At 71.1% G+C, this 25,008-nt stretch carries 26 protein-coding genes; 10 read left to right on the forward strand and 16 right to left on the reverse strand.

Translation table 11 applies throughout. From position 1 onward, the window contains the following. Positions 1-36: 36 nt before the first annotated feature. Genes P5G50_RS05915 through P5G50_RS05925 form a run of 3 tightly spaced genes read right to left on the reverse strand, consistent with a single transcriptional unit; the run spans position 37 to position 1,912 of the window. Positions 37-636 carry a DUF3618 domain-containing protein gene (locus P5G50_RS05915; RefSeq protein ID WP_301210422.1) on the reverse strand — a complete coding sequence of 200 codons (600 nt, stop codon included), beginning with the start codon at positions 634-636 and terminating at the stop codon, positions 37-39. Beyond that, positions 633-1,049, reverse strand: a complete 417-nt coding sequence (locus P5G50_RS05920; RefSeq protein ID WP_301210424.1) for a phage holin family protein — start codon at positions 1,047-1,049, stop codon at positions 633-635. The genes P5G50_RS05915 and P5G50_RS05920 overlap by 4 nt, the downstream gene beginning before the upstream one ends. Then, positions 1,046-1,912, reverse strand: coding sequence for a hypothetical protein (locus P5G50_RS05925; protein ID WP_301210425.1), 867 nt, complete (start codon positions 1,910-1,912; stop codon positions 1,046-1,048). The genes P5G50_RS05920 and P5G50_RS05925 overlap by 4 nt, the downstream gene beginning before the upstream one ends. A 233-nt stretch (positions 1,913-2,145) precedes the next feature. Between P5G50_RS05925 and P5G50_RS05930 the strand changes: the two genes are divergently transcribed. Genes P5G50_RS05930 through P5G50_RS05940 form a run of 3 tightly spaced genes read left to right on the forward strand, consistent with a single transcriptional unit; the run spans position 2,146 to position 3,261 of the window. Continuing rightward, the gene (locus P5G50_RS05930) at positions 2,146-2,436 is read left to right on the forward strand and encodes a hypothetical protein (protein WP_301210426.1); all 291 of its coding nucleotides are present in this window, start codon (positions 2,146-2,148) and stop codon (positions 2,434-2,436) included. Positions 2,437-2,488: 52 nt separating this feature from the next. Further along, complete coding sequence (locus P5G50_RS05935) at positions 2,489-2,842, forward strand: ArsR/SmtB family transcription factor (protein WP_301210427.1); 354 nt, start codon at positions 2,489-2,491, stop codon at positions 2,840-2,842. Further along, positions 2,839-3,261, forward strand: a complete 423-nt coding sequence (locus tag P5G50_RS05940) for an SRPBCC family protein (RefSeq protein WP_301210428.1) — start codon at positions 2,839-2,841, stop codon at positions 3,259-3,261. The genes P5G50_RS05935 and P5G50_RS05940 overlap by 4 nt, the downstream gene beginning before the upstream one ends. Before the next feature lie 79 nt (positions 3,262-3,340). Here the strand turns inward: P5G50_RS05940 and P5G50_RS05945 are convergent, their stop codons facing one another. Both P5G50_RS05945 and P5G50_RS05950 read right to left on the reverse strand, forming a co-directional pair. Next, the gene (locus tag P5G50_RS05945; protein WP_301210429.1) at positions 3,341-3,622 is read right to left on the reverse strand and encodes a Fe-S cluster assembly protein HesB; all 282 of its coding nucleotides are present in this window, start codon (positions 3,620-3,622) and stop codon (positions 3,341-3,343) included. Between the two features lie 145 nt (positions 3,623-3,767). Next, positions 3,768-4,313 (reverse strand): type 1 glutamine amidotransferase domain-containing protein, encoded by a 546-nt coding sequence (locus tag P5G50_RS05950; protein ID WP_301210430.1) that lies wholly within the window; start codon positions 4,311-4,313, stop codon positions 3,768-3,770. 58 nt (positions 4,314-4,371) lie between these two features. Here P5G50_RS05950 and P5G50_RS05955 point away from each other — a divergent pair, with 58 nt between their 5' ends. Next, a complete protein-coding gene (locus tag P5G50_RS05955; protein ID WP_301210431.1) occupies positions 4,372-5,196 on the forward strand; it encodes an aldo/keto reductase in 825 nt (274 codons plus the stop codon). 37 nt (positions 5,197-5,233) lie between these two features. Here P5G50_RS05955 and P5G50_RS05960 read toward each other — a convergent pair whose 3' ends face one another. Further along, complete coding sequence (locus P5G50_RS05960; RefSeq protein ID WP_301210432.1) at positions 5,234-7,363, reverse strand: S9 family peptidase; 2,130 nt, start codon at positions 7,361-7,363, stop codon at positions 5,234-5,236. Between the two features lie 107 nt (positions 7,364-7,470). On the opposite strand from P5G50_RS05960, the gene nagE reads away from it, so the two are divergent. After that, a complete protein-coding gene (nagE, locus tag P5G50_RS05965; RefSeq protein WP_301210433.1) occupies positions 7,471-9,420 on the forward strand; it encodes an N-acetylglucosamine-specific PTS transporter subunit IIBC in 1,950 nt (649 codons plus the stop codon). 99 nt (positions 9,421-9,519) lie between these two features. Here the strand turns inward: nagE and P5G50_RS05970 are convergent, their stop codons facing one another. From P5G50_RS05970 to P5G50_RS06000, 7 genes are all read right to left on the reverse strand, one after another. Further along, positions 9,520-10,509 carry an ROK family protein gene (locus P5G50_RS05970; RefSeq protein ID WP_301210434.1) on the reverse strand — a complete coding sequence of 330 codons (990 nt, stop codon included), beginning with the start codon at positions 10,507-10,509 and terminating at the stop codon, positions 9,520-9,522. Then, a complete protein-coding gene (locus P5G50_RS05975) occupies positions 10,506-11,261 on the reverse strand; it encodes a copper homeostasis protein CutC (protein ID WP_301210436.1) in 756 nt (251 codons plus the stop codon). Before P5G50_RS05975 ends, P5G50_RS05970 begins: the two co-directional genes overlap by 4 nt. After that, a complete protein-coding gene (locus P5G50_RS05980; protein WP_301210437.1) occupies positions 11,258-12,274 on the reverse strand; it encodes an asparaginase in 1,017 nt (338 codons plus the stop codon). The genes P5G50_RS05975 and P5G50_RS05980 overlap by 4 nt, the downstream gene beginning before the upstream one ends. Next, the gene (locus P5G50_RS05985) at positions 12,267-13,232 is read right to left on the reverse strand and encodes an amino acid ABC transporter permease (RefSeq protein WP_301210439.1); all 966 of its coding nucleotides are present in this window, start codon (positions 13,230-13,232) and stop codon (positions 12,267-12,269) included. Before P5G50_RS05985 ends, P5G50_RS05980 begins: the two co-directional genes overlap by 8 nt. Beyond that, entirely contained in the window at positions 13,229-13,873 is a 645-nt protein-coding gene (locus P5G50_RS05990; protein ID WP_301210441.1) for an amino acid ABC transporter permease, read from the reverse strand. The genes P5G50_RS05985 and P5G50_RS05990 overlap by 4 nt, the downstream gene beginning before the upstream one ends. Before the next feature lie 113 nt (positions 13,874-13,986). Next, entirely contained in the window at positions 13,987-14,931 is a 945-nt protein-coding gene (locus tag P5G50_RS05995) for a glutamate ABC transporter substrate-binding protein (RefSeq protein WP_301210442.1), read from the reverse strand. Between the two features lie 62 nt (positions 14,932-14,993). After that, a complete protein-coding gene (locus P5G50_RS06000; RefSeq protein WP_301210443.1) occupies positions 14,994-15,746 on the reverse strand; it encodes an amino acid ABC transporter ATP-binding protein in 753 nt (250 codons plus the stop codon). Between the two features lie 139 nt (positions 15,747-15,885). Between P5G50_RS06000 and P5G50_RS06005 the strand changes: the two genes are divergently transcribed. From P5G50_RS06005 to P5G50_RS06020, 4 genes are all read left to right on the forward strand, one after another. Then, on the forward strand, positions 15,886-17,088 hold the full coding sequence (locus P5G50_RS06005; RefSeq protein ID WP_301210444.1) for an ROK family transcriptional regulator: 1,203 nt from the start codon (positions 15,886-15,888) through the stop codon (positions 17,086-17,088). Further along, positions 17,085-18,026 carry a Gfo/Idh/MocA family protein gene (locus tag P5G50_RS06010; RefSeq protein ID WP_301210445.1) on the forward strand — a complete coding sequence of 314 codons (942 nt, stop codon included), beginning with the start codon at positions 17,085-17,087 and terminating at the stop codon, positions 18,024-18,026. The genes P5G50_RS06005 and P5G50_RS06010 overlap by 4 nt, the downstream gene beginning before the upstream one ends. A 25-nt stretch (positions 18,027-18,051) precedes the next feature. Continuing rightward, positions 18,052-19,752 (forward strand): alpha-glucosidase, encoded by a 1,701-nt coding sequence (locus tag P5G50_RS06015; protein ID WP_301210446.1) that lies wholly within the window; start codon positions 18,052-18,054, stop codon positions 19,750-19,752. A 102-nt stretch (positions 19,753-19,854) separates the two neighbouring features. Continuing rightward, on the forward strand, positions 19,855-20,295 hold the full coding sequence (locus P5G50_RS06020) for an SRPBCC family protein (protein ID WP_301210447.1): 441 nt from the start codon (positions 19,855-19,857) through the stop codon (positions 20,293-20,295). Positions 20,296-20,325: 30 nt separating this feature from the next. Here the strand turns inward: P5G50_RS06020 and P5G50_RS06025 are convergent, their stop codons facing one another. From P5G50_RS06025 to P5G50_RS06035, 3 genes are all read right to left on the reverse strand, one after another. Further along, positions 20,326-20,889 carry a TetR/AcrR family transcriptional regulator gene (locus P5G50_RS06025; RefSeq protein ID WP_301230573.1) on the reverse strand — a complete coding sequence of 188 codons (564 nt, stop codon included), beginning with the start codon at positions 20,887-20,889 and terminating at the stop codon, positions 20,326-20,328. A 142-nt stretch (positions 20,890-21,031) separates the two neighbouring features. Continuing rightward, the gene (locus P5G50_RS06030) at positions 21,032-23,356 is read right to left on the reverse strand and encodes a transglycosylase domain-containing protein (protein WP_301210449.1); all 2,325 of its coding nucleotides are present in this window, start codon (positions 23,354-23,356) and stop codon (positions 21,032-21,034) included. Between the two features lie 45 nt (positions 23,357-23,401). Further along, on the reverse strand, positions 23,402-23,866 hold the full coding sequence (locus tag P5G50_RS06035) for a MarR family winged helix-turn-helix transcriptional regulator (RefSeq protein WP_301210450.1): 465 nt from the start codon (positions 23,864-23,866) through the stop codon (positions 23,402-23,404). A gap of 425 nt (positions 23,867-24,291) precedes the next feature. On the opposite strand from P5G50_RS06035, the gene P5G50_RS06040 reads away from it, so the two are divergent. Next, a complete protein-coding gene (locus P5G50_RS06040; protein ID WP_301210451.1) occupies positions 24,292-24,972 on the forward strand; it encodes a PadR family transcriptional regulator in 681 nt (226 codons plus the stop codon). The last annotated feature ends 36 nt before the right edge of the window (positions 24,973-25,008 follow it).

The following is a 25,008-nucleotide window of genomic DNA, read 5'->3' on the forward strand; positions in this document are numbered from 1 at the left end:
TCATCCGGCCGTCCGCCCGCGTGCGGCGTCCGACTGTCAGGAGTCGCCCTGCACGCGCTCGCGCGCGCCCTGGGCCTCGTCCTTCACCTCGCCCGCCTTCGTCTGGGCCTCGTCCTTGACGGTGGAGGCGGCCTCCTGCGCGGTCTCCTTGACCTGCTGGGCGGCCTGCTGAGCCGGCTCCTTGAGGTCATCGGCGACCTGCTTGGCCACGCCCTGCACCTCCTGCACCAGCGGCTGAGCCTTCTCCTTAACGTCGGCCGCGAGCTCCTGCTCCTTCTGGCTCGGCGGGATGAGGGAGGCGACCAGCGCGCCGACGCCGAAGGCGATCAGGCCGACGGCGAGGGGGTTGCCCTGCGCCTTCGCGACCGCCCGGTGGCCGACCTCGGAGACCTTGTCACCGGCGTCGCTCGCGAGCTCGCCGGGGGAGCGGTGACCGCTGCCGGTGCCGTAGCCGTCGTCGTCGTCGGAGCCCATGACTTTCTCGCTGAGCGAGTGGAAGGCGCCCTTGACCTTGCGGACCTGCCGGTCCGCGATCTTGCTGGGGGTGACCTTGTCGGCCAGCGCGTCCACGTCGCCGCTCAGATCGCGGCGGGTGGCCTCGATGTTGGCGCGGATCACGTCGGGGTCGTCGCTCATCGGTTCTCCTCATTTCGCTTGATGGTGTCCGGGAATTCTTTGACGGTCTCCACGGTCTGCGGAGCGCCCTTGATCTGGGCGAGCTGCTTGCGGCCCACCAGGTAGAGCACGAGGGCGACGATGGCCCAGATGATCGCGACGATGACGCCGGACCAGGCGTTGCCCACCAGGTAGCCGAGCGCCCACCAGAGGGCGATCGACAGGAAGAAGACGGCCATGAGGCCGGCGTATCCTGCGCCGCCCAGGAGGCCGGCGCCCTTGCCCGCGCGGGTGGCGGACTGGCGGATCTCGGCCTTGGCGAGCTCCATCTCCTGCCGGATCAGCGTCGACAGGTCACGGCTGACCTCGCCGAGCAGCTCGCCCAGGGAGGCGTTCGCGGCCCGCTGCTCGGAGGGGGTGAGCGGGTCGGTCATCGTCGGCCTCCGTCGAGGCCGGTGTCGTCCAGACCGCCCGTCCCGGTGAAGCCGCCCGGCTCGGTGTAGATGCCCGTGTCGGCTGCGCCGGGCCCTGCTGCACCGGGAGCGCCGAAGCCGACGTCCCCGACGCCTCCGACCGTTCCGGTCTCATCGAAGCCGGTCGGCGGGGCGGTGTAGGTGGCGGGCGGCGTGGTCGGCGGCGCGTCGTGCGAGCCGGCCGTGCCGGTGGTTCCCGAGCTGTCGGCGTCGTCGGAGGCGTTCGCGGCGAGCGACCGCCCGAGGCGACCCACCAGCGCGCCGGCGACGGCGGCGACCGCGATGAAGGTGCCCGGATTGCGCCGGGCGTACGACTTCACTTCGTTGAGCAGCGAGCCCGGGTCGCGGGCGCCGAGCCATTCGGCCACCGAGTGCGTGCGGTCGGCGGCCTGGCGGACCAGGTCGCTCGCGACGCCGTTCGAGTCCGACGCTGCGGCCATCTGGTGCAGCTCGTCGCTGACCGAGCGGAGCCCGTCGGCGACGCGCTCCTGCTGCTGAGCGGCCTGGTCGCGCAGCTCGCGCTGCGACTGGTGGTACAGGTCGCGGACCTGCGACTTCGCCTCGCCCGCGACGTTCTTCGCCTGCTCCTTGGCGACGCCGGCGACTTCGCGCCCGGCGTCCGCGGCGGTGCCGGCGACGTTCTTGGCCTCGTCCTTGACCTGGCCGGCGGTGCCCTGGCTTCCGCCGCCCTGGCTTGAGCCGCCCTGGCCTGCGCCGGCGGAGGTCGCGGTGTCGGTCTCGCTCCAGCGCGTCGCGTCCACCTGGCTGTCGTAGATCGGCGTCGTGGCCGGGGTCGTGGCAGACGGGTCGTCTGACGTGGTCATGGTGCCTCCGTTTCGTTCGCGGGGTGCTCCCCGCGTTGCGGGTGGTTCGCGTGGTTGCACAGCCACTGAACCTTCGGATCGGAGGCGGGTGGAGTCATTGACATCGGAGAGGCAGGGGCGGATAACTCGTTCCAGGAGTGTGCTCGGCACATCCCGCCTCCGCTGTCCGGGATACGGATGACTAGGCAGATGAACTAGTTGTGCGTCCGGCCGCGGCGGCGTATGACGGAGCGGTGACTCTCGATGAACGCCCCGCTCCGGTCTCCCCGGACCCCCGCTACGACTACGGCGGCTACCACGTCCGCATCGAGCCCACCGGCGGCTCCCCGGTGCGCTGGCGGGTGGTGGACGTCGAGGACGAGGACCGCTACTTCGGTGAGCTGGCGACCGCCGAGCCGGTGAAGGGCGAGCCGGAGATCCACTTCGCGGCCCACTTCCCGGACGAGGAGGACATTCCGCCGACGAAGATCGTGGCCGACTGGAGGGATGCGGTCGAGTTCCTGCTCGATGCGGGCAAATACTGATATCCGTCGGAGAATGTTGACACGTCGGGAATCTCCGACGTAACATCGGTGCATGTCCTCGGATGTCTTCGGCGCGCTGGCCAACCCCGTGCGCCGCGCGATCCTCACCTCCCTGCTGGAGGCTCCACGTTCGGTTAACGAACTCGCCGCGGGGCAACCGGTCGGCCGCCCCGCGGTGTCGGAGCACCTTCAGGTGCTCGTCCGCGCCGGCCTCGTGCGCGACGAGCGTCGCGGCCAGCAGCGCATCTACCACCTCGAGGGTGCGGCGCTGGCGGAGGCGGCGGAGTGGCTCCACCCGTTCGAGCGGTTCTGGAGGGGGCGCCTCCGGGCGCTGTCCGCCGCGCTGGACGAGGAGGCTGCGGAGTCCGAGGCGACCACACTCGGAACCACGGAAGGCCGACTATGACCGACACCGCCCCTGCTGTCATCGAATGCGACGAGTTCATCCCGCACCCGCCGAGCGCGGTGTGGCGTGCGCTCACCGATCCCGCCCTGATCGCGAAATGGTGGGCTGCTGCCACCGAGGTGCGTCCGGAGGTGGGCCACCGCTTCACGCTCGACATGGACCAGTGGGGCACGCAGCAGTGCGAGGTGGTGTCGGTGGAGCCGGAGCGTCTGCTCGCCTACACCTTCGCCGAGGGTGTGCTCGACACGATCATCAGCTGGACGCTCGTGCCGGAGGGGACGGGCACCCGCCTCCTCCTCCGCCACGAGGGCTTCGACCTCGACACGCCGCTCGGCCGCCACGCCCTGGAGGGCATGGGCCACGGCTGGCCGCACGTGCTCCCGCGCATCGCGACAGCGCTGGCCGAGCCGGCACGCTAGCCGCCGAGCACAGGAGAATGCCCCGGATCACAGCGATCCGGGGCATTCTTCCTGTGCTCGCGGGCTGACGCCCGCGGGGTTACGCCAGCGCGCCGATGGCGAAGCTGACGGCTCCCTGGTCGTCGACCTGGGCGTCCAGCACCTTGTCGTCGAGGACGACGGCCGCGCTCTGCTCGAGGAACAGGCGCGCGCCTCCCGACTCCACCACCTGGTCGGCGGGCTCTGGCACCTCGGCGACCGAGGCCGCGAAGGCGGTGGCGTCGGGGTTGCTGCTGCTGATGCGCAGGCCCGCGTCCTCCGTCGGCGACTGGTCGGTGAGGGTCTTGACGATCGTGCTGGCGTTCTCAGTGAGGGTGAGCATGTGCTCTCCTTCCGTTCGATTGCTCCAGGAGCCAGCCACGGTTCCGCACTCCGCGGAGGGCCGCAACCCCCGTGGCCGGCATTGCCAGGCAACATCCACGGAGCGTGGATGCCGGGCTCAGCCTGCGCCGTTCAATCTCCGGTGGTCAGCCTCCGAAGGCCGCGACGAGCTCGCGGTTGAAGGCGGGCAGGTCGTCGGGCTTGCGCGAGCTCACCAGGGTGAACGGGCCGTCGTCGACCACGACCTCCTGGTCCTGCCAGGTCGCCCCCGCGTTGCGGTAGTCGGTCTGCAGGCTCGGCCAGCTGGTGAGGGTGCGACCGCGCACGACGTCCGCCTCCACCAGCACCCAGCCGCCGTGGCAGATCACCGCGATCGGCTTGCCCGCGTCGGCGAACGCCTTCACCAGCGACACCGCCTCGGGGAAGGTGCGCACCTGGTCGCCGTTCGCGACGCCGCCCGGCAGGACCAGCCCGTCGAAGGCGTCTGCGGACGCGTCGGCGAGCGTCACGTCGACCGGGAACGTGTCGGCCGGGGTCAGGTGGTTGAACGCCTGCACCTCGCCCTGCTCCTGCGAGATCAGCTTCGGTGTGCCGCCGGCCTCCGTGACGGCCTTCCACGGCTCGGTCAGCTCGGCCTGCTCGATGCCCTCCGGGCCCACCAGGAACGCGATCGTCTTTCCGTCGAGTGCCATGTGCTCTCCTTTCGTCGTACCTCCATCGGTACGCCCGTGGAGCGGCAGAATGAAGGGCATGGCGAGCATCCCCCAGGTCCCTCTCAACGACGGCTCGAGCATCCCGCAGCTGGGCTTCGGCGTGTACAAGATCCCCGAGGCCGAGACGGTGGAGGCGGTGCTCACGGCCCTGGATGCCGGCTACCGGCACATCGACACGGCCGCGTTCTACGAGAACGAACGAGCCGTGGGGGAGGCGGTGCGTCGCAGCGGGCTGGCCCGCGGCGACGTGTACGTGACGACGAAGGTGTGGTGGACCGAGAACGGCTACGACTCGGCCCTGCGCTCCTTCGACGCGAGCCTCGACCGGCTCGGCTTCGACACGGTCGACCTGTTCCTCATCCACTGGCCGGCGCCGAAGCACGACAAGTACGTCGACACCTGGCGCGCGCTGGAGCGGATCCGCGAGGAGGGCCGCGCCCGCTCGATCGGCGTCGCCAACTTCCACACCCACCACCTCGACCGGCTCGCCCGCGAGACCGACGTCGTCCCGGCGGTCAACCAGGTGGAACTGCACCCCTGGCTGCCGCAGCAGGAGGTGCGCCGCTACGACGCCGAGCACGGCATCGTGACAGAGGCGTGGTCGCCGCTGGCCCGCGGCCGCGTGCTGGGCGACCCGACGCTCGACCGGCTCGCCGCGAAGCACGGCGTCTCTCCGGCCCAGGTGGTCATCCGCTGGCAGCTGCAGCTGGGCAACGTCGTGATCCCGAAGTCGGCCACACGCGAGCGCATCCGCGAGAACCTGGAGGTGTTCGGCTTCGAACTCGACGCCGACGACCTCCAGGCCATCGCCTCCCTCGAGACGGGCGAGCGCACCGGCAAGGACCCGGACGACCTGGGCTGACGGCCGGGCTGAGCGCCCGGGGCCGACCGCCCCGTCCTCACTCCCCGCTCGGGTGCGCCCCCACCACGTCGAGCAGCCACGCCAGCGAGAAGGCGCGCTCCCGCCACGCCGAGTACCGGCCCGAGACGCCGCCGTGGCCGGCAGCCATCTCGGTCTTGAGCAGCGCGTCGGCATCCGCGACGTCCCGCAGGCGCGCCACCCACTTCGCCGGCTCGACGTACAGGACGCGCGTGTCGTTCAGGCTGGTGACCGCCAGGATGCGCGGGTACCGGGTGTGGTGGACGTTCTCGAGCGGGGCGTACGACTTCATGTAGTCGTAGACCTCGGGATCGTGCAGCGGGTCGCCCCACTCGTCCCATTCGATGACGGTCAGCGGCAGTGACGGATCGAGGATGGTCGTCAGCGGATCGACGAAGGGCACCTCGGCCAGGATGCCGGCGAAGAGGCGCGGCGCGAGGTTCGCGACCGCGCCCATCAGCAGACCGCCCGCGCTGCCGCCCTGGGCGGCGAGCCGGTCGGGCGTGGTCCAGCCCTCGTCGACGAGCCGCTCGGCGCACGCGACGAAGTCGGTGAAGCTGTTGCGCTTGTGCAGCTTCTTGCCGTGCTCGTACCAGAGCCGGCCGAGCTCGCCTCCGCCGCGCACGTGCGCGATGGCGAAGACCACGCCCCGGTCGAGCAGGCTGAGCCGCGGGATGCTGAACGACGGGTCCATGCTCGCCTCGTACGACCCGTACCCGTACAGCACGAGCGGGGCCGGCTCACCCGGCGTGACGAGGTCGTTGCGGTAGACGAGCGAGATCGGGATGCGGGTGCCGTCCGGCGCGGTCGCCCACTCCCTCCGCTGCTCGAACAGCGACGGGTCGAACCCGCCGAGCACCGGCTGCTGCTTGCGCAGGGTCAGCTCTCCGGAGCGCACCTCGTAGTCGTAGACGCTCGACGGCGTGACGAAGCTGCCGTAGCCGAGGCGCAGGTGAGGCTGGGTCCACTCCGGGTTGCCGCCGACACCGACGGTGAACAGCTGCTCGTCGAAGTGGAGCTCGTGGAGGGTGTCGTCGCGGTCGTCGCCCTGTGGCACGCGCGCGACGGCGACGCGCGTCATGCCCTCGCGCCGGTACTCCAGGCTGACGAAGTCGCGGAACGCGTCGACGCCCTCGATTCGCACCGCGGGATCGTGCGGCAGCAGCATCCGCCGGTCGCCCTGCGGGTCGTCGGCCGCGACGCTGACGAGCTCGAAGTTGACGGCGCCGTCGTTGTGCACGATCAGGAGGCGGTCGTGGCCGTTCGCGACGGCGTGCTCGACGTCGTACTCCACTCCCTCCTTGCGGGGCCAGACGACGGTGAAGTCGCCGGTCGGGTCTGTCGCCCGGAGCAGCCAGGTCTCGCTGGTGATGTTGGAGCCGGCCTCGATGACGAGGAAGGCGCGACTGCGCGTCATCCCGACGCCGATCCAGTAGCGCTCGTCGGGCTCGTGGAAGACCTGGGCGTCCTCGGTCGACGGCCCATCGCCGACGGTGTGCCGCCACACGGTGTCCGGCCGCCAGGCGTCGTCGACGGTCGTGTAGAAGATGTAGTCGCCGCTCGCGTCGAACAGGGCGCCCGCTCCCGTCCCCGTGATCTCGTCGGGGAACGCGGTGTCGTCGACCAGCGATCGCACCCGCAGCGTGTACCGCTCGTCGCCCTCGGTGTCGACGCCGTACAGCAGCCGCGTGCCGTCGGCGCTGACGTCGAAGCTCCCGAGGGCGTAGAAGTCGTGCCCCTCCGCCTCGGCGTTGTCGTCGAGCAGCACCTGCTCGCCCGGCAGCCCGTTGCGCTGCGCCTCGTCGTCGAGCGCCGGCGGCTCCCAGTCGTCGGGCGACGCGATGGGCGCCCGGCAGTGGATGCCGTACTGCTTGCCCTCGACGGTCCGGGTGTAATACCACCAGTCGCCCTCGCGGGTCGGGACGCTCAGATCGGTCTCGCGCGTGCGCCGCTTGATCTCGTCGAAGAGCTGCTCGCGCAGCACGGCGAGGTGCTCGGTGCGGGCGTTGGTGTACGCGTTCTCCTCGTGGAGATGCGCCAGGACGGCCGGATCCTCCTTGTCGCGCAGCCATTCGTAGTCGTCGACCCAGACGTCCCCGTGGTGGACGCGTTCGGTCGGCTTCTTGGCGGTGACGGGAGGAGTGAGCATGCAGTCAGGCTATCGGGGCCGGCCGACAGGAGCATCGGGCGATCTGGAATGTCAGATGTCTCAGATAGTATGTCGCCGTCCTTCCTCACCCGTCGAGAGGTTCCCGAATGAAGTTCATGCAGCGGCTCGGCCGGTCGATCATGCTCCCGGTCGCCGTCCTGCCCGTCGCGGCCATCCTGGTGGGCGTCAGCTACTGGATCCGCTCCGCCGTGGGCGACAACGTGGCCTCCACGTTCCTCAGCGCGGCCGGCGGCGCGCTCCTCGACAACATGCCGCTGCTGTTCGCGATCGGCGTCTCCATCGGCATGGCGACCAAGAGCGACGGCACCTCCGCGCTGGCCGGGCTGGTCTCGTGGCTGACGATGACCCGGCTGCTGAGCCCGGAGACCGTCGCCGCCTTCCAGGGGGTCTCGGCGTCGCGGGTCGACCCGGCCTTCTCGAGCGTCGAGAACGCCTTCATCGGCATCCTGTGCGGGTTGATCGGCGCCTTCTCGTACAACCGGTTCAAAGACACCAGGCTGCCCGACGCGCTCTCGTTCTTCTCCGGCAAGCGGTCCGTGGCGATCGTCACCGCCGGCCTCTCCCTCGTCGTCGCGCTGGCGCTGCTGTTCGTGTGGCCGCTGGTCTACGGCGGGCTCGTGGCGTTCGGCACCTGGGTGGTCACCCTCGGTCCGATCGGCGCCGGAATCTACGGGTTCCTCAACCGGATGCTCATCCCGCTCGGGCTCCACCACGCGCTCAACTCGGTGTTCTGGTTCGACGTCGCCGGCATCAACGACCTCAACGACTTCCTCTCCGGAGACGGCGTCCACGGGGTGACGGGGCAGTACATGACCGGCTTCTTCCCGGTGATGATGTTCGGCCTCCCCGGCGCCGCCCTCGCGATGTACGTGACCGCCAAGACTGCGCGCAAGAAGGCGGTGGCGGGCATCCTGCTCTCGTCCGCCGTGGCGTCGTTCTTCGTCGGGGTCACCGAGCCGCTCGAGTTCTCGTTCGTGTTCCTGGCGCCGTGGCTGTACGTCATCCACGCCGTCTTCACCGGTATCTCGCTGGCGGTCAGCGCCTGGCTGCCGGTGCGCGAGGGCTTCGGCTTCTCGGGAGGCTTCATCGACCTGGTGCTCAACTGGGTGAACCCGCTGGCGGAGAACCCGTGGATCCTGCCGGTGATGGGAGTGTTCTGGTTCGTCGTGTACTTCGTCGTGTTCCGGTTCGTGATCCTGCGCTTCCGGCTGAAGACGCCGGGCCGGGAGGACGACGAGCAGGCTCCCGACGAGGCCGCGGACGCGGCCGAAGCGGGCGAGGACCGCTACGCGGCGACCGCCTCCCGGTTCGTGACCGCGCTCGGCGGAGCCGAGAACATCGTCGAGCTGGACAACTGCGCCACGCGCCTCCGAATGCAGGTCGCCGACGTGTCACTCGTGGACGACGCTGCCCTCAAGCGGGCAGGAGCCGCCGGGACGATGAAGCCGGGCGGGGGCGCCGTGCAGGTCGTCTACGGTCTCAACGTGCAATTCGTGAAGGACGCGATGGAGCGCGTGCTCTCTGGAGGCGTTCCCGCCGCCGTGCCGGCGGGAACCGTCGCGGAGGCGCCCGGGCAGGCAGCCCCTTCCACTGAGCCGTCGGCTGCGACGGAGGCGGACGCCGCCTCGACGGTCCTCGTGCTCCGCCAGCCCATCGCGGGCGCGGTGCATCCCCTCAGCGATGTGCCCGATCCGACGTTCGGCGAAGGGATCATGGGCCCCGGCCTCGCGATCGAGCCGAGCGAGGGACTCGTCGTGGCGCCCGCCGACGGCACGGTCGCGCACCTCACCAAGACGAACCACGCCATCGCGATGGTCCTCGACGGCGGGGTGGAACTCCTCATCCACGTCGGCATCGACACGGTCGAGATGGGCGGGAAGGGCTTCGAGCCCCTGGTGGAGGCGGAGACGGCCGTCACCGCGGGCACCCCGCTGCTGCGGTTCGACCTCGACGCGATCCGCGCCGCGGGTCACCCCACGATCACGCCCGTCGTCGTGCTGAACGACGAGCAGGCGAGCATCCGGTTCGACCGCTAGCCGACCGACAGCAGAGGGGTCCCGACACGCCGCTCCCGCCAAGCGCGGGCGGCGTGTCGGGACCCCTCTGTCGTTGCGCGCCAGGCGGACGGTCCGGCCTCAGGCGCCGGCCGCCCCGAACGCCAGCAGTGCCGCCCCCGCGCGCCCGGCGTCGCCGCCGAACGCGCTCCGCACGACCCGGGGCCGCTCGCGCCAGGCCAGTCCGGCCGACATCCGCTCGCCGAGCGGGTCGAACAGCGCCGCCCCGGCGTGCGAGACGCCGCCACCCAGCACGATCACACCCGGGTCGAGCAGCAGGGTGAGGATGTCGAGGCCCTGGGCGAGGACCGCCACCGCCTCCGACCAGATGCGGTCGGCGAGCGGGTCCGAGCCGAGCCGGGCGACGATCGCGCGGGTGCTCAGCGCCTCGCCGCCGGCCGCGCGATAGCGGCGTGCGACCCCGGCACCCGACATGTACACCTCGAGGCAGCCCCGCTGCCCGCAGGTGCACGGCTCGCCGTCGGGGATCACGGGGATGTGGCCGAACTCGCCCGCAGCGCCCGTCGCGCCGGTGATGGTGCCGCCCGCCGTCACGAGGGCGGCGGCGACGCCCGTGCCGATGGGCACCAGCACCACGTCGTCCTCGCCCTGCGCCGCACCGGCGGTGCGTTCTGCGAGCCCGGCCGCGCGCACGTCGTGCCCGACTGCGACGGGCAGGCCCAGGCGGTCGCGCACGATGTCGAGGAGCGGCACGTCGCGCCAGCCGAGGTTGGAGGCGTAGTGCACGAATCCGCGCGTCTCGTCCAGCATGCCCGGTGTCGCGACGCCCGCGCCGACGACGTTCAGCCCGTCGGCGACCGCGCCGTCGCGCAGGTCGGCGAGGAGGGCGACCAGCGACTCCAGGATGCCGTCGGAGGGTGTCGCGCGCGTGGCTTCGGCGACGACGCGGCCGTCCTCGCTCACGACGGCGCCCTTCATCGCTGTGCCGCCGAGGTCGACGGCGACGACGACGGGGCCGATGGGTGCGGTGGAGGCGGCGGAGGCGGCGGCCGCGGAGGCGGCGGGTGCAGCCGCACCGGCCGCCCCGCCCACGATCACGTCGGCGCTCATGCCGCCACCTCGCTCACAGAGGCCACGACCGCGGCGACGACGGCCTCCGAGGTCACCTCGCGCGTTCCCGTGTCGTACACGGAGGCGGTGGACGATGCGCTCGGCACCGCCTCCATCGCCCGCAGGTGCACCTCGCGCACGCCCGTCCGCCGGACGACCTCAGCCGCGTTGGCGGGCCGCACGCCGCCTCCGGCGAGGATCGTCACCCGGTCACCGGCCCGGCGCACCAGCTCGCCCAGCTCCGCCGCCCCGTCGAGAGCGCTCGGCGCTCCGCCCGAGGTGAGGATGCGCGTGACGCCGAGCGACACGAGTTGTTCGAGCGCCGCGATCCGGTCGGGGACCTGATCGAACGCCTTGTGGAAGGTCACGGGAGCTTCGCCGCACGCCTGTGCCAGCCGCGCGGTGGCCGGCAGGTCCACGGTCCCGTCCGGGGCGAGCGCGCCGATCACGAAGCCGAGTGCGACGCCGTCGGCACGGGGGAGGGAGCGCATGGCACGGATGTCCGCGACCATCGCCTCCACCTCCTCCGCCGTGTAGACGAAGTCGCCGGGCCGCTGTCGCACGAGCACGTTGACGTCGATGCGGCGCGCAGCCTGAAGTGCGCCGGCGACGGTGCCGATCGACGGCGTGATCCCGCCCTCGGAGAGCGCAGCGCACAGCTCGATGCGGTCCGCGCCCGCGCGCTCGGCCGCGCCGACGCCGGAGAGGTCGTCCAGGCAGATCTCGACGAGGACGCGGGAGGAGGGGCTCACGCCAGGCGCTCCAGCGCGGCGGCCAGGTCGCGACCGACCTCGATGGCGCCGACCGGCACGCCGCCGCCGAGCACCGGCAGCTCGACCAGCGCGTGCGCGCCGGCGATCGGGGTGCCGAGCGCCTCCAGCACGCGCAGGGCGAGCAGGGTGGTGGCGCGCGGGCTGCCGTCGACGATCTTCATCGCGACCGCGGTGCCATCGGGCGCCGCGACGCCGATGACGCCTTCCGCGCCGCCCTTGGCGAGCGCGCCGGGCACCGTCTCCATCAGCGTCGAGTTCTGGTGGCCGCTGCCGCCCACGTAGAAGGGGTGCTCGCGCATCGCGTCGGCGACCGCGCGCTCCGGGGTGCCGGGCTCGGCCTGCACCAGGCGGCCGAAGGCGCGAGCGATCCCGCGGACGGTCGTGCCGAAGAGCGGCGCGCCGCAGCCGTCGATCGCGTCGGCGCCGACCGGGACGCCGGTCACCTCCGCCATGGTCGCGCGGATGTGCTGCTGCAGCGGGTGCTGCGGGTCGAGGTAGCCCTCGGTCGGCCAGCCGTTGGTCGCGGCGGCCAGCAGCATCGCGGCGTGCTTGCCCGAGCAATTCATCCGCACGCGGGCGCGCGGCTCCCCGGCGCGGATCATCCGCTCGAACGTGCCCTCGTCCTCCGGCCGGTCGACCGGGCAGCCGAGCGCCTCGTCGTCGACGCCCGCGCGTGCCAGCAGCTCGCGCACGACGCGCACGTGCTCGTCCTCGCCGGTGTGGCTGCCCGCGGCGATGGCGAGCTCGGGGCCGGCGAGCTCCGCGCCCGCGGTCAGGCACGCGAGCGCCTGCAGCGGCTTCACCGTGCTGCGGGGGAGGATCACCGCGTCCGGGAGGCCCAGCTCGAGCACCGTGGCACCCGACGGGTCGACCGCCACGAGGCTCCCGAAGTGCCGGCTCTCGATCAGGCCCGACCGGCGGACGGCGGCCAGCTCGGCGAGCTCCTCGACGGCGGGCTCGACGGCGGGCAGGGGGGAGGCGGTGCTAGGCATGCGGTGCTTTCGTGTTCTCGGTCGACCCGTGCCCGGTGAGCGCGGTGTCGTCGTCCCCGGCGGCCGGCAGGGCGGGCAGCACGGGCTGGGTGGAGGGGCGGCGCCGGCGCGGGCCGCGCTGCAGCCGCGACGCGAAAGCCGACAGGCTGCCGTTGACGATGAGGTAGATGACCGTCACTGCGACGTAGGTGGGGATCAGCAGGTGCAGGTACGACGCGAGCACCTGGCCGCGGTAGAGCAGCTCCGTCCACGCCACGATGTAGCCGAGCGAGGTGTCCTTCAGGAGGCTGACGAGCTGCGTCACGAGCGACGGCGCCACGTTGCGGAACGCCTGCGGCAGCACGACGTAGCGCATCGCCTGGCCCGAGCGCAGGCCCAGGCTGAGCGCCGCCTCCTGCTGGCCCCGCGGGAGGCTGGCGATGCCGGCGCGGATGATCTCGGCGAACACGGCGGAGTTCGCGATGGTCAGCGGCACGACCAGCTTCCAGATGGTCGGCAGGTTGATGCCGAGCTGGGGGAGGCCGAACAGCATCAGGTAGATGACCAGTAGCACCGGCACGGTGCGGGCGATCTCGATGTAGAGCCCGCAGACGAACCGCAGCCAGCGCAGTCCGCTGATCCGGCCGAGCGCGAGCAGCACGCCGAGCGCACCGCCGAGCACGGCGACCAGCGCGGCGGCCTGGAGGGTGCCCCAGAGCCCGTTGAGCAGGTACAGCCAGATCGACCACTGGGTGAAGGGCGCCCAGCGCTCCGGCGCGAGCTGGCCGTGCGAGGCGAACTGCCAGAGCCCGGCGCCGAGCACGGCGACGATGACGAGGATGCTGACGACCGAGCCGATGGCGATGCGACGGCGGCCGCGCGGGCCGGGCACGTCGTACATGAACGCGGCATCGTAACGACGACGCGGCTTGCGGGCACGGGCGGGCGCCGGACGGTCCGGGATGAGCTGCGCGGTCATCGGGCGATCGCCACCTTCCGCTCGACCCAGCCGGCGGCGAGGCCGATGGCGAGCGCGATCGCCATGTAGACGATGCCGGCGCTCGAGAAGATCAGGATGGGCTGGGCCGCAACGAGGTTGATCTTGTTCACCTCGGCGGTCAGCTCGACGACGCCGACGGCGGCGGCGAGCGCGGTGTTCATCGCGAGGGCGATCATGACGTTTCCGATCGGCTGGACCACCGCGCGCAGCGCCTGCGGCACGACGACGTACCGCAGCGACTGGGCGAGGGTCAGGCCCAGCGCGCGCGACGCCTCCACCTGGCCGACAGGGACGGTGTTGACGCCGGAGCGCACGGCCTCCGCCACGTACGCGGCCTCGTAGACCATCAGCACGATGGTGGCCGTGGGCGTGAGGGGGAGGAGGACGCCGGCGTCGGGGAGGGCGAAGACCGCGAGCAGCAGGAGCGCCAGCAGCGGCACGTTGATGAAGAACTGGACGTAGAGGAACGCCGCCGCGCGCAGCACCGGGATCGGGCTGACGCGCGCGACCGTGATCAGCACGCCGAGCACGATCGAGCCGACGCCCGCGACGACGGCCATGAGCAGCGTCGTTCCGAGGGCCTGGGCCAGCGGCCCGAGGTTGTCGATCAGGGGGTTCATCGCTCACTCACTCGCGAAGGGGCGTCAGGGAAGAGGAGGGGAGGTGGGTCGGCCGGACGCGCGCGGACGTGGGGGGCGTCTCCACGCGCATCCGGCCGGTCTGGTGCAGCGGATCAGGAACCGGGGACGGAACCGATCTCCGGTGCGGTCGGGATGTCCGAGTCGGTCACGGTGCCGAGCGTGGTCTTCCACGCCTGGCCCCACTGGCCGCCGTCCTGGATCTTCTTCAGCCACTCGTTGATGAACTTCTTGAAGTCCGAGTCGCCGTGCTGCAGGCCGATGCCGTACGGCTCCTTGGTGAAGGGCTGGCCGACGACCTTGATCTGCTTCTCGCTGGCGGCGTCGCTGGCGAGGAGGGTGTAGTCCTGCACGTAGGCGTCGCCGCGGCCCTGGATGAGCGCCTGAACGGCGGCCGGGTCGGTGCCGAACGCGGTGACGGTCGCCTTCGGGGCGATCTTCGGCACCTCGGTCACGGCCGGGGTGTTGGCGCCGACGATGACCTTCTTGCCGTCGAGGTCCTTCTCGCTCTTGATGTCCTTGTTGTCGGACTTGACGGCGACGGCGAGGCCGGACTCGAAGTAGGGGCCGGCGAAGTCGATCTGCGTCGCCCGCTCCTCGGTGATCGTGTAGGTGTTGAACACGACGTCGACCGTGCCGTTCTGCAGCATCGCCTCACGGGTCTCGGACGCCGGGGGGACGATCTCGACCTCGGGCTTGCCGAGGATGTAGATCGCGAGCAGCTTCGCCAGGTCGGCGTCGAAGCCGTTGACCTGGTCGGGGTTCGTCGGGTCCTGCTGCGAGAGCAGCGGGGCGTCGAGCGCCTCGGCGACGATGAGCTTGCCGCGCTTCTTGATCTTCTCCATGGTCGAGCCGGGGATGATCAGGTCCTTGCCGGCCACGGGCGCGTCGGCGAAGACGGCGTCCTTGGTCGACGAGGAGGCGCTGGGGTCGCTGCCGGGGAGGTCGGCGCTGCCCGAGCAGGCCGTGATGGCCAGCGTCGTGGCCGCGAGCAGGACACCGGCGACGGTGGCCTTCCTGCGGAGGGTGAAGCGGGTCATGGGGAATCGCTTTCTGTCTGACGGGTAGGGGATGTGGAGCGGGTGGTGCGGGTCTCCGGCTGTCAGTGCGACAGGACGGAGGCCAGGAACGACTTCGCCCGTTCGGTGCGGGGCGAGTCGAAGAACTCGGCGGGGGTCGCCTCCTCGACGATCTGACCGCGGTCCATGAAGACGACGCGGTCGGCGGCGCGGCGGGCGAAGCCCATCTCGTGGGTGACGACGATCATCGTCATGCCCTCCTTGGCGAGGGAGGTCATCACGTCGAGCACCTCGCCGACCATCTCGGGGTCGAGCGCGCTGGTGGGCTCGTCGAAGAGCATCACCTTGGGCTGCATGGCGAGCGCGCGGGCGATGGCGGCGCGCTGCTGCTGCCCGCCGGAGAGCTGGGCGGGGTGGCTGTGCGCCTTGTCGGCGATCCCGACCCGGTCGAGCAGCTCCATCGCCGTCTTCTCCGCCTCGGCCTTGCGGGTCCCGCGCACCTTGAGCGGAGCGAGGGTCACGTTGTCGAGGATCGTGCGGTGCGCGAAGAGGTTGAACGACTGGAACACCATGCCGACCTCGGCGCGCAGCCGGGCCAGCGCCGCGCCCTCCTCGGGGAGCAGCTCGCCGTCGACGCGGATCTCGCCGCCGTCGATCGTCTCGAGCCGGTTGATCGACCGGCACAGCGTCGACTTGCCGGAGCCGGAGGGGCCCACCACCACGACGACCTCCTGGGCGGCCACGTCGAGGTCGATGTTCTTGAGCACGTGCAGGTCGCCGAAGTGCTTGTCGACCGAGCGCAGGCTCACCATGGGCCGGGTGTCGGAGACGGTCATCGGGTTCCTCGCATCGTCGGTGGGGCAGGTTGCGACGAGCGTACTAAGTGATCCGCCTTCAGTGCAATATTGGAATTAGTTAATCCGGAATTGGAGGAAGTCGGTACAGTATCCTCACTGCAGACGAGAGGACGGCGCCATGACGAGCACCATCGACGCACCGGGCCACGCCCCGGCGCACGCGGCGTCCACGCCGGGCGGCATCCTCGAGCTAGTGCGCTCCGGCCGCGCCCGGTCGCGCGCCGACATCGCGCGCAGCACCGGGCTCTCTCCCTCCACCGTGGCCCAGCGGGTGGACGCGCTCATCGGCGCCGGCTACCTCCGGGAGGCGGGAGCGGGGGTCTCGCAGGGCGGTCGCCGCCCGCGCGCGCTCGAGGTGGACCCGTCGGCCGGCGTCGTCTGCGCCGTCGATCTCGGGTCGCACCACGCGACCTTCGGCCTGTTCGACCTCGGCGGGCGGCTGCTCGCGCTGCGCAACGAGGCCATGCGGATCGCGGACGGCCCCGAGCGCATCCTGCAGTGGATCAGCGAGGTCGGCGCCGAGCTGACCGCCGCGCACGCCGCCCCCGGCCAGACGCTGCGCGGCTTCGGCATCGGCCTCCCCGGCCCCGTCGACTCCACCAGCGGGCGCATGGTGTCGCCCTCGCGCATGCCCGGCTGGAACGGCGTCGACGTGGCCGCCGAGCTGGCACGCCTCTCGGGCCTCCCCGCCGCCGCCGACAACGACGCCAACCTGATGGCGCTCGGCGAGCTGGTCGAGCTGAGCGAGGCCGGTGAGGAGGCGCAGCAGCTCGTCTTCGTGAAGGCGGGCTCCAGCATCGGCTGCGGCGTCATCGCCTTCGGCGGCGTCTACCACGGTCACCACGGCATGGCGGGCGACATCAGTCACGTCACCGTGCCCGGCGCCCCCGACGTGCTGTGCTCCTGCGGCCGGGTCGGCTGCCTCGACGCGGTCGCGGGAGGCGCGGCCATCGTCGCCTCCCTCCGTCAGTCCGGCGTCGAGGTCGCCGACACCGGCCATGTGCTCGCGCTGGCCCGCGACGCGCACCCCCGCGCGACGCTGATGCTGCGGGAGGCTGGCCTGCGCACCGGCAGTGTGCTGGCGACCATCATGAACTTCTTCAACCCGCAGCGGCTCGTGCTCGGCGGCATCCTCGGCGAGGCGGAGGCCTTCGTCGCGGGCGTGCGCTCGGCGATCTACTCCGACTGCCTGCCGATGATCACCGACCAGCTCGACATCGCGGTGAGCGTCGCGAAGGACCAGGCGGGCATCCGCGGCGCCGGCCGGCTCATCCTCGACGAGCTGTTCGCGCCGTCGCGTGTGAACCTCGTGGTGCGGTGAGCGCGGGCGCGCACGGCGCGGGAGCGGGCGCGGTCGCGATCGTCGGCGCCGGCCGGATGGGCCGGGCGCACGCCGCCGCCTGGGCGGCTCTCGGCGTCCCCGTCCGCTGGGCGGTGTCGCCGCGCACGCGACCGGACCTCCCCGGCGCCCCGGACGCGCGCTGGGCGCGGACACTGGAGGAGGCGCTCGCCGATCCCGAGCTGACCATCGTCTCCCTCTGCACCCCGACGCCCTCCCACGCGGCGCTCGCCACGCAGGCGCTGGAGGCCGGCCGCCACGTCCTGCTCGAGAAGCCGATCGCCCTCACCGTGGCCGACGCGGAGGCGCTGGCGGCGGTCGCCTCGCGGTCGACGGGCATGCTGATGGTGGCGCACGTGGTCCGGTTCTTCCCGGGCTACGCGGCGCTGGCCACGCGCGTTGCCGCAGGCTCGGTGGGGCGACCCCGCCTCGTGCGCGCCTCCCGCGTCTCCGCCGCACCCCGGTGGGCCGACTGGCTCGCCGACGAGGAGCGCTCGGGCGGCATGCTGGTCGACTTCGCCATCCACGACATCGACCAGGCGAACCTGCTGCTGGGCCGTCCGGTCGCGGTGACGAGTGTGGGCGCTGCGAGCGTCGGCGCGCCGGGCGGCGCGTTCGGTACCGCGGTCGCGACCACCATCGAGTACGAGGACGGCGGAGTGGCGCAGCTCACGAGCGCGGCCGACCTGCCGGAGGGCGAGCCCTTCCGCAGCGAGCTGGAGGTCATCGGCGACCGCGGCACCGACCGGGTGGCGGCCGCAGAAGGCGACCCGTTCGTGGAGCAGGCGAGGTACGTCCTGGAGTGCATCGCGTCGGGCGCAGCACCCGACCGCGCACCCGTCGCTGCCGCAGTGGATGCCCTGCGCGTCGCCCTCGCCGCCCGCGAATCCCTCCGCACCGGCGGCCGCGTCGAGCTCTGAGCCCGCTCTGAGTAGGGTGAACCCCGTGAGTGACAAGTGGTGGCAGTCCGCAGTCGTGTACCAGGTCTACCCGCGCAGCTTCGCGGACAGCGACGGCGACGGCATCGGCGATCTGCGCGGCATCATCGAGCACCTCGACCACCTGGAGGCGCTGGGCGTCGACGTCGTGTGGCTCTCGCCCATCTACGCCTCGCCGCATGACGACAACGGCTACGACATCAGCGACTACCGGGCGATCGATCCGCTGTTCGGCACCTCCGGCGACCTGGACGAGCTGCTCGCCGGGCTGCACGCGCGCGGCATCAAGCTGGTGATGGATCTCGTCGTCAACCACACCTCCGACGAGCACCCCTGGTTCGTGGAGTCGGCCTCGTCGCCCGACAGCCCCAAGCGCGACTGGTACTGGTGGCGTCCGGCGCGCGACGGGCGGCAGCCGGGCGAGGAGGGCGCGGAGCCGAACAACTGGGGCTCGTTCTTCTCGGGGCCCGCGTGGCAGCTCGATCCTGCCAGCGGCGAGTACTACCTCCACCTCTTCTCGCGCAAGCAGCCCGACCTCAACTGGGAGAACCCGGAGGTGCGGGAGGCCGTCTACGACATGATGAACTGGTGGCTCGACCGCGGCGTCGACGGCTTCCGGATGGACGTCATCAACTTCATCTCCAAGCAGCCGGGCCTGCCCGACGGCGAGGTGCCTCCCGGCGGGCTGTACGGCAACGCGCACCCGCACATCGCGCAGGGGCCGCGCATCCACGAGTTCCTGCACGAGATGCACGAGCGGGTTCTCGCCGGGCGCGACGACCGCTACCTGACCGTCGGCGAGATGCCGGGCGTCACCATCGACGACGCGGTGCTCTTCACCGATCCGGAGCGCGGGGAGGTCGACATGGTGTTCCAGTTCGAGCACGTCGACCTCGACCACGGCCCCGGCGGCAAGTGGGATCACCGCCCGATCGGCGTGCTCGACCTCAAGCGCAACCTCGCCGCCTGGCAGGAGGGCCTCGCCGAGCGCGGCTGGAACAGCCTGTACTGGAACAACCACGACCAGCCGCGCGTCGTCAGCCGGTTCGGCGACGACGGCGAGCACCGGGTCGTGTCGGCCAAGGCGCTCGGCACGGTGCTGCACCTCATGCGCGGCACCCCGTATGTCTACCAGGGCGAGGAGCTCGGGATGGCGAACGTGCCCTTCGACGCCATCGGCGACTTCCGCGACATCGAGACGCTCAACCACTACGCGCAGGCGGTGGAGCTGCAGGGGCAGCCCGCCGAGGAGGTGCTGGTCGCGCTCCGCCGCACGAGCCGCGACAACGCCCGCACGCCGATGCAGTGGTCCGACGCTCCCGGTGCCGGCTTCACCACCGGAGAGCCGTGGATCGCCCCGAACCCGGACTACCCGGAGGTGAACGCGGCGGCCCAGGTGGGCGACCCGGACTCGGTGTTCGCGCACTACCGGGCGCTCATCGACCTGCGGCACCGCTCCGAGGTGGTGGCGACCGGCGACTTCACGCTGGTGCTGCCCGAGCACGAGCAGATCTTCGCATACGCGCGGCGGCTGGGCGACGCCTCCCTCCTGGTGCTGGCCAACCTCAGCGGGGAGCCGGCGACGTACGACGTGGAGGCGGTCGCCGAGTGGCAGGACGCCGAGCCGCTGCTCGCCAACACCCCCGATGCGGCGCCCTCGCCGACCGGCTCGCTCGCGCCCTGGGAGGCCGTGGTCTACGCCCGCTGACGGCGGCCCGCCCCATCGGACGCTTGTGCCCGCCACCGTCGCTGGTGTGTGATTGCGCCCAGAGAAGGCGGCACAGGGACGGCGGACGGGCGGGAGGCGGCGATGGGGAACTACGTGGCGCGGGCCGAGATCGACGTGGAGGCGCCGCGGCGCACCGTGTGGCGGGTGCTGACGACCAACGGTCGCCATCCCGAGATCATGTTCGGCGCGGAGGTGCGTTCGGACTGGCGAATCGGCTCACCCATCGTCTGGCGCGGCACGTGGGAGGGCCGTTCGTTCGAGGACCACGGCCGCGTCATCGAGCTGGAGGACCGCGAGGAGCCCTGGCGCATCGTGCTCACGCACTTCAGCCCGCTCAGCGGTGAGCCCGACGTGCCCGAGAACTACCACACTCTCCGCTTCGAGCTCGACGAGATCCCCGGCGGCACGCATGTGACGCTCGACCAGGACAACAACCCGACCGCGGAGGCCGCACGCCACTCGCGCGAGAACTGGGTGACGATGCTGGAGGGCGTGCGCGCCGTCTCCGAGCGCGGCGACTGAGCGAGGAGGGGCGACTGAGCGAGGAGGGGACTAGCCCGCCGCCTGCACCGCCCGCGCCTCGGCGTCTTCGAAGGCCTCGCGCTCGAACGCCGCCATGAACACGTCGAAGGCGGCCATCGTCGCGGTGCGCTCGCCGGTCAGCAGGAAGCCGAAGTGGAGGCCGGCCGCGGTGTCGACGAGCCAGTTGGCGAGCACGCCGGCACGTCGGGTGTCGATGCCCTGCTTCTTGAGCCACGCCTTCACGAGATCGCGCCACGCCTTGAACGACGTCGTGACGCGCTGCCCGATGTCGGGGTCGACCGGCTCCAGCGCGCCGGCCTCGAACTGCAGCCGGAGGCTGGTGCGGCTGCCGTCCTGCAGGGAGGCGCGGAACGCCTCCCGGTACCAGTCGTGGAACTGCGCCCGGTCGAAGGCGGAGAGGTCGACGCTCGTGAGCGCCTCGGACTGCTGCCGAACGCCCTCCTCGAGGATGGCGTCGATCATCTCCTGGCGGGAGCCGAAGTGGTACACGAAGGAGTACGTGCTGACGCCGAGCGCGCTCGCCAGGCTGCGGAACGTCATCCGCGACAGCGGCTCCGTGGCGACATGGTCCATGATGCGAGCCAGGAGCTCCGGCTTGCGATTGGGATCAGGTGTACGGCCCACGCTGCTAACGATAACGGCGCGTGTCGGTTTCTCTGCTGGTCAATCCGTGTGCTGAGAACAACTTCAGTGTGTGCTGCGCGGAACCCCGTGATCAGCCGCGGCCGGGCGGGTTGCCGCCGTTGCCGTTGCCTCCGCCGGGCCCGCCGTTGCCGCCGCCGTTCTGCGCGGGCGGCGCCGGCTGCGCGGGCTGCCCGGGCGCGGGCTTCGGAGCCGTCGGCTTCGGCGCGGGCGGGGCGCTGAGGTACTTGGCGGGCGGGGCCGGGAAGGCGGCGCCGCCGTACGTGGCGTTGAGTGCGGCGAGGATCGGCTTGGCGATCGCGAACTTCACGTTGCCGCCGCCGATGCCCTGGAAGCTCTGGCTGCGGAGCGCGACGCCGCCCTCCACGTTGCCCACCCAGGTGGCCTGGGCGACCTTGCTGGTGGAGGTCACGAGCCAGTTCTCGACCGAGTCGTCCGTCGTGCCCGTCTTGCCGAAGATCGGCACGCCGTCGCCGGGGTTCGCCGACACGGCGGTTCCTCCGCCGCGCAGGACGCCCTGCAGCGCGAAGATCGCGGCCGCTGCGACGCCGGGATCGATCGGCGTCGTCGAGCACTGCGTCTTCGGCACGGCGTGGTTGCGGCCCTGCGCGTCCACGATCTTGTCGATCGCGACCGGGCTGCATGCGACGCCGTTGTTGGCGATGCCCGCGTACGCGGTCGCCATCGTCAGGGGGGCGATGTAGTTGGTGCCGAGCACGGAGGAGGGGTTCGCCATGAACGGGTTCACCGCCTCGTCGGCACCGTGCACGAGGAGGTCCTTCGCCCGCTGCTTGATGCCGCAGAGGTCGAGCTGGGTCGCCATCTTGGCGAAGATCGTGTTGATGGACTGCGCCGTCGCGTTCATCACCGACGTGCTGCTGACGGACTCGCCCTCGTCGTTCGCGACGTTCCACGGGAGGCCGCCGATGTCGTTGCACGGGTCGCTGGAGTGGAAGGACGTCTGCGGGAAGGAGTGCTGCGTGCCGTTGACGCTCGCGTACAGCGAGTGCCCCTCCTGCAGCCACTCCAGCAGGTCGAACGCCTTGTACGCGGATCCGGTTTGGAAGCCCTCAGAGCCGCCGTAGTTGCTGTCGGTGGTGTAGTTGACCGCGGTCGTTCCCGGTGCCGGCTCCGCCGTGTTGTCGTACGGCCGGTTCTGCACCATCGTCACGACCCGGCCGGTGCCGACCTCCACCGACACGTTGGCGGATCCGAGGTCGAGGTTGGGGTGCGTCGGCGGGATGTACGCGCTCAGTGCCGACTGCGCCGCGCCCTGCAGGTCGAGGTTGAGCGTCGTGTAGATCTTGAGGCCGCCGCGGTTGAGGTAGCTGGTGCGGGCGTCCTCGGTCTTGCCGAACGCCGGGTCCTGCTCGATGACCCGCTCGACGTAGTCGCAGAAGAACGCGGCGTTGTACTGCTGGGCCGTCATGCAGCCGTTCTGCACGGGCGTGATCTTGGGCTCGACGGGCGACTTGATGGCGGCGTCGTGCTCCTCCTGCGTGATCTTGCCGTTGATCAGCATCCGGTCGAGCACGTAGTTCCGGCGGTTCAGCGTCTCCTGGTAGTGGTTCGCCGCGCCGTTCTCCTTGTCGTTCGGGCGGTCGATGCGGAGGTTGTCCGGGTTGTTGAGGATCGCGATGAGGGTCGCGGCCTGCTGCAGGTTCACATCCTTCGCCGAGACGCCGAAGTAGTAGGAGGCCGCCGACTGCACGCCGTAGACGCGGCCGCCGAACAGCGCGATGTTGAGGTAGCTCTGCAGGATGTCGTTCTTCGAGTACTCCTTCTCGAGGCCGATGGAGTACCGCATCTCCTTGAGCTTGCGGACCGGGTCGACCTCGGTGGCGTCCTGGTAGCACTTCTCGTAGGCGTCCTGCTGCTTCTTACGCACCTCGTCCGACGCGGTCGGGTCGGGCTGCTTGCCCTCGCAGCGCTGCACCAGGATGTTCTTGACGTACTGCTGCGTGATCGAGGAGCCGCCCTGCACGGACTTGTGCAGCGCGGTCAGCACGGCGCCGCGCAGGGTGCCGGTCACGTCGATGCCGCCGTGCTCGTAGAAGCGCGGGTCCTCGGTGGCGACCGCGGCGTCCTTGAGGTTCTGCGAGATGGCGTCCCAGCCGACCTCGACGCGGTTCTGGGAGTAGAAGTTCGCGATCGGCACGTCGCGGCCGTTCGACTTGGCGTACATCGTCGACGCCTGCGCGAGCGGCTCCACCTTGATGTACTCGGGCAGCCCGTCGAACACGCTGATGGTGTTGTCGGCCGCCGACCCCGTGAGCGCGACGGCCGGGGTCACGGCCGCGGCGGCGAGCAGGCCGGCGACGCCGCTCAGCGCGACGAAGCCCACCAGGGCGGGGGCCCATCCCCATCTCCAGCGACGTCTCGGCTCGGTCCGACTCATGGAGTCATGATACGCGGACGGGGTGGAACCCCCCGGAGGGGGCACTCAGGATGCGCCACGCAGCTTGTCGCACAGCGCCGCCAGCTGCTCGAGCTCGTCGGGGTCGAGGCGGCCGCCGACACGGGCCGTGATCGTCTTCATGTGGTCGACAGCGACGCTCCGGAACATGTCGTACCCGGTCTCGGTGAGCCGGATGACCGTGCCGCGCGCGTCGTTCGGCTCGGGGCACTTGGCCACGAGGCCGCGCGCCACCAGCCGGTCGACGAGCCGGCTGACGCTGGGCTGCGTGAGGAGGACGTGCTTGTTGAGGTCGCGCAGCCGCAGCTGGCGGTCGGGCTGCCGCGACAGGTTGAACAGCACGTCGTACTCGTTGAACGAGATGTCCCGCGTCGGGAATTCGGCTGCGAGCGTGCGCATCACCGCGACCTGTGCCCGGAACAGCGACTCCCAGGCCGTCACGGCGTTGATGCGATGCCGGGCGGGCGCCGCCGCCGTGCCTTCGCTGCCCATCCCCAGTGCCTCCCGTGCTCGAACGCGTCATCGATGCATTCGCATCTTCCCATGATGCGCCGACACGCCCATCCGTGCCACCACGGGGATGACACCGCGTGACCGGAGGCGGGAGAAGAGGAGGGATGTGCAGAAGGGTGCCCGAGACAGATCGAGGGCCGACCGCAGAGGCTAGCGGCCGGCCCTCTCCCTTGCACCAAGAGTGTCCTGCAATCACATTCCGCGATGGTCGCCACAGCAAACGACCACTGCCCTTCGACTATATAACGGAAGGGTAACGGTGCCTAGTTATCAAGTCGTTATTTTTTCTGCGAGTTCGCTTTGCGCGCGTGAGCGCCGTCGCAGAGTCCCTGCGTTGCTCTTGCCCCCATACTCGTCGTCGGATACTCTGTCACGAGTAATCGGCAACGAGTAGGAGGTGGCGAATGACCAAGCGCGCGGTGTCCAACCCGTTGGCGCTGGCGGTGCTCGCCTGCCTGTGGGAGAAGCCGATGTACCCGTACGAGATGACGACGACCATGCGCGAGCGCGGCAAAGAGGACAGCATCCGCCTCAACTTCGGCTCGCTCTACACCGTCATCAAGGCGCTGCAGAAGCACGGCTTCATCGAGGTCGCGCAGACCGAGCGCGAGGGCAACAGGCCCGAACGCATCGTCTATGCGATCACCGACGCGGGCCGTCGGGAGTCGGAGGAGTGGTTGCGCGAACTGATCGCGGTGCCCGAGAAGGAGTACCCGGCGATCGAGACCGCGCTCTCGCTGCTCCCCCTGCTCCCTCCCGACGCCGCAGCCGACCTGCTGGAGCAGCGCGTGGCCGGGCTCGACGCCGACCTCGCGTCCCGCCGGGCCGAGAACGAGCGCGCGGCCGGCCTCGGCCTCCCCGAGCTCCTCCTGATCGAATCCCACTACCGGGTGGCGATGCTCGACGCCGAGCGCGCCTTCGTCGCCGATCTCGCCGCGCGCGTCCGCGCCGGCACCGTCGGCGGCGCGGAGTGGTGGCGGCAGCTGCACGCGCTGCTCGCCGACGGCCTCAGCATGGATGACATCCGCTCGCGGGTGACATCGGGCGACTTCGGAACGGAGGCGGCCGAGCTGCTGGGGAACTGACAACGAAGTGATGGCCGGGGAGCGGCAACTCCCCGG

It is taken from the genome of Leifsonia williamsii (genome assembly GCF_030433685.1).
GTDB classification, from domain to species: domain Bacteria; phylum Actinomycetota; class Actinomycetes; order Actinomycetales; family Microbacteriaceae; genus Leifsonia; species Leifsonia williamsii.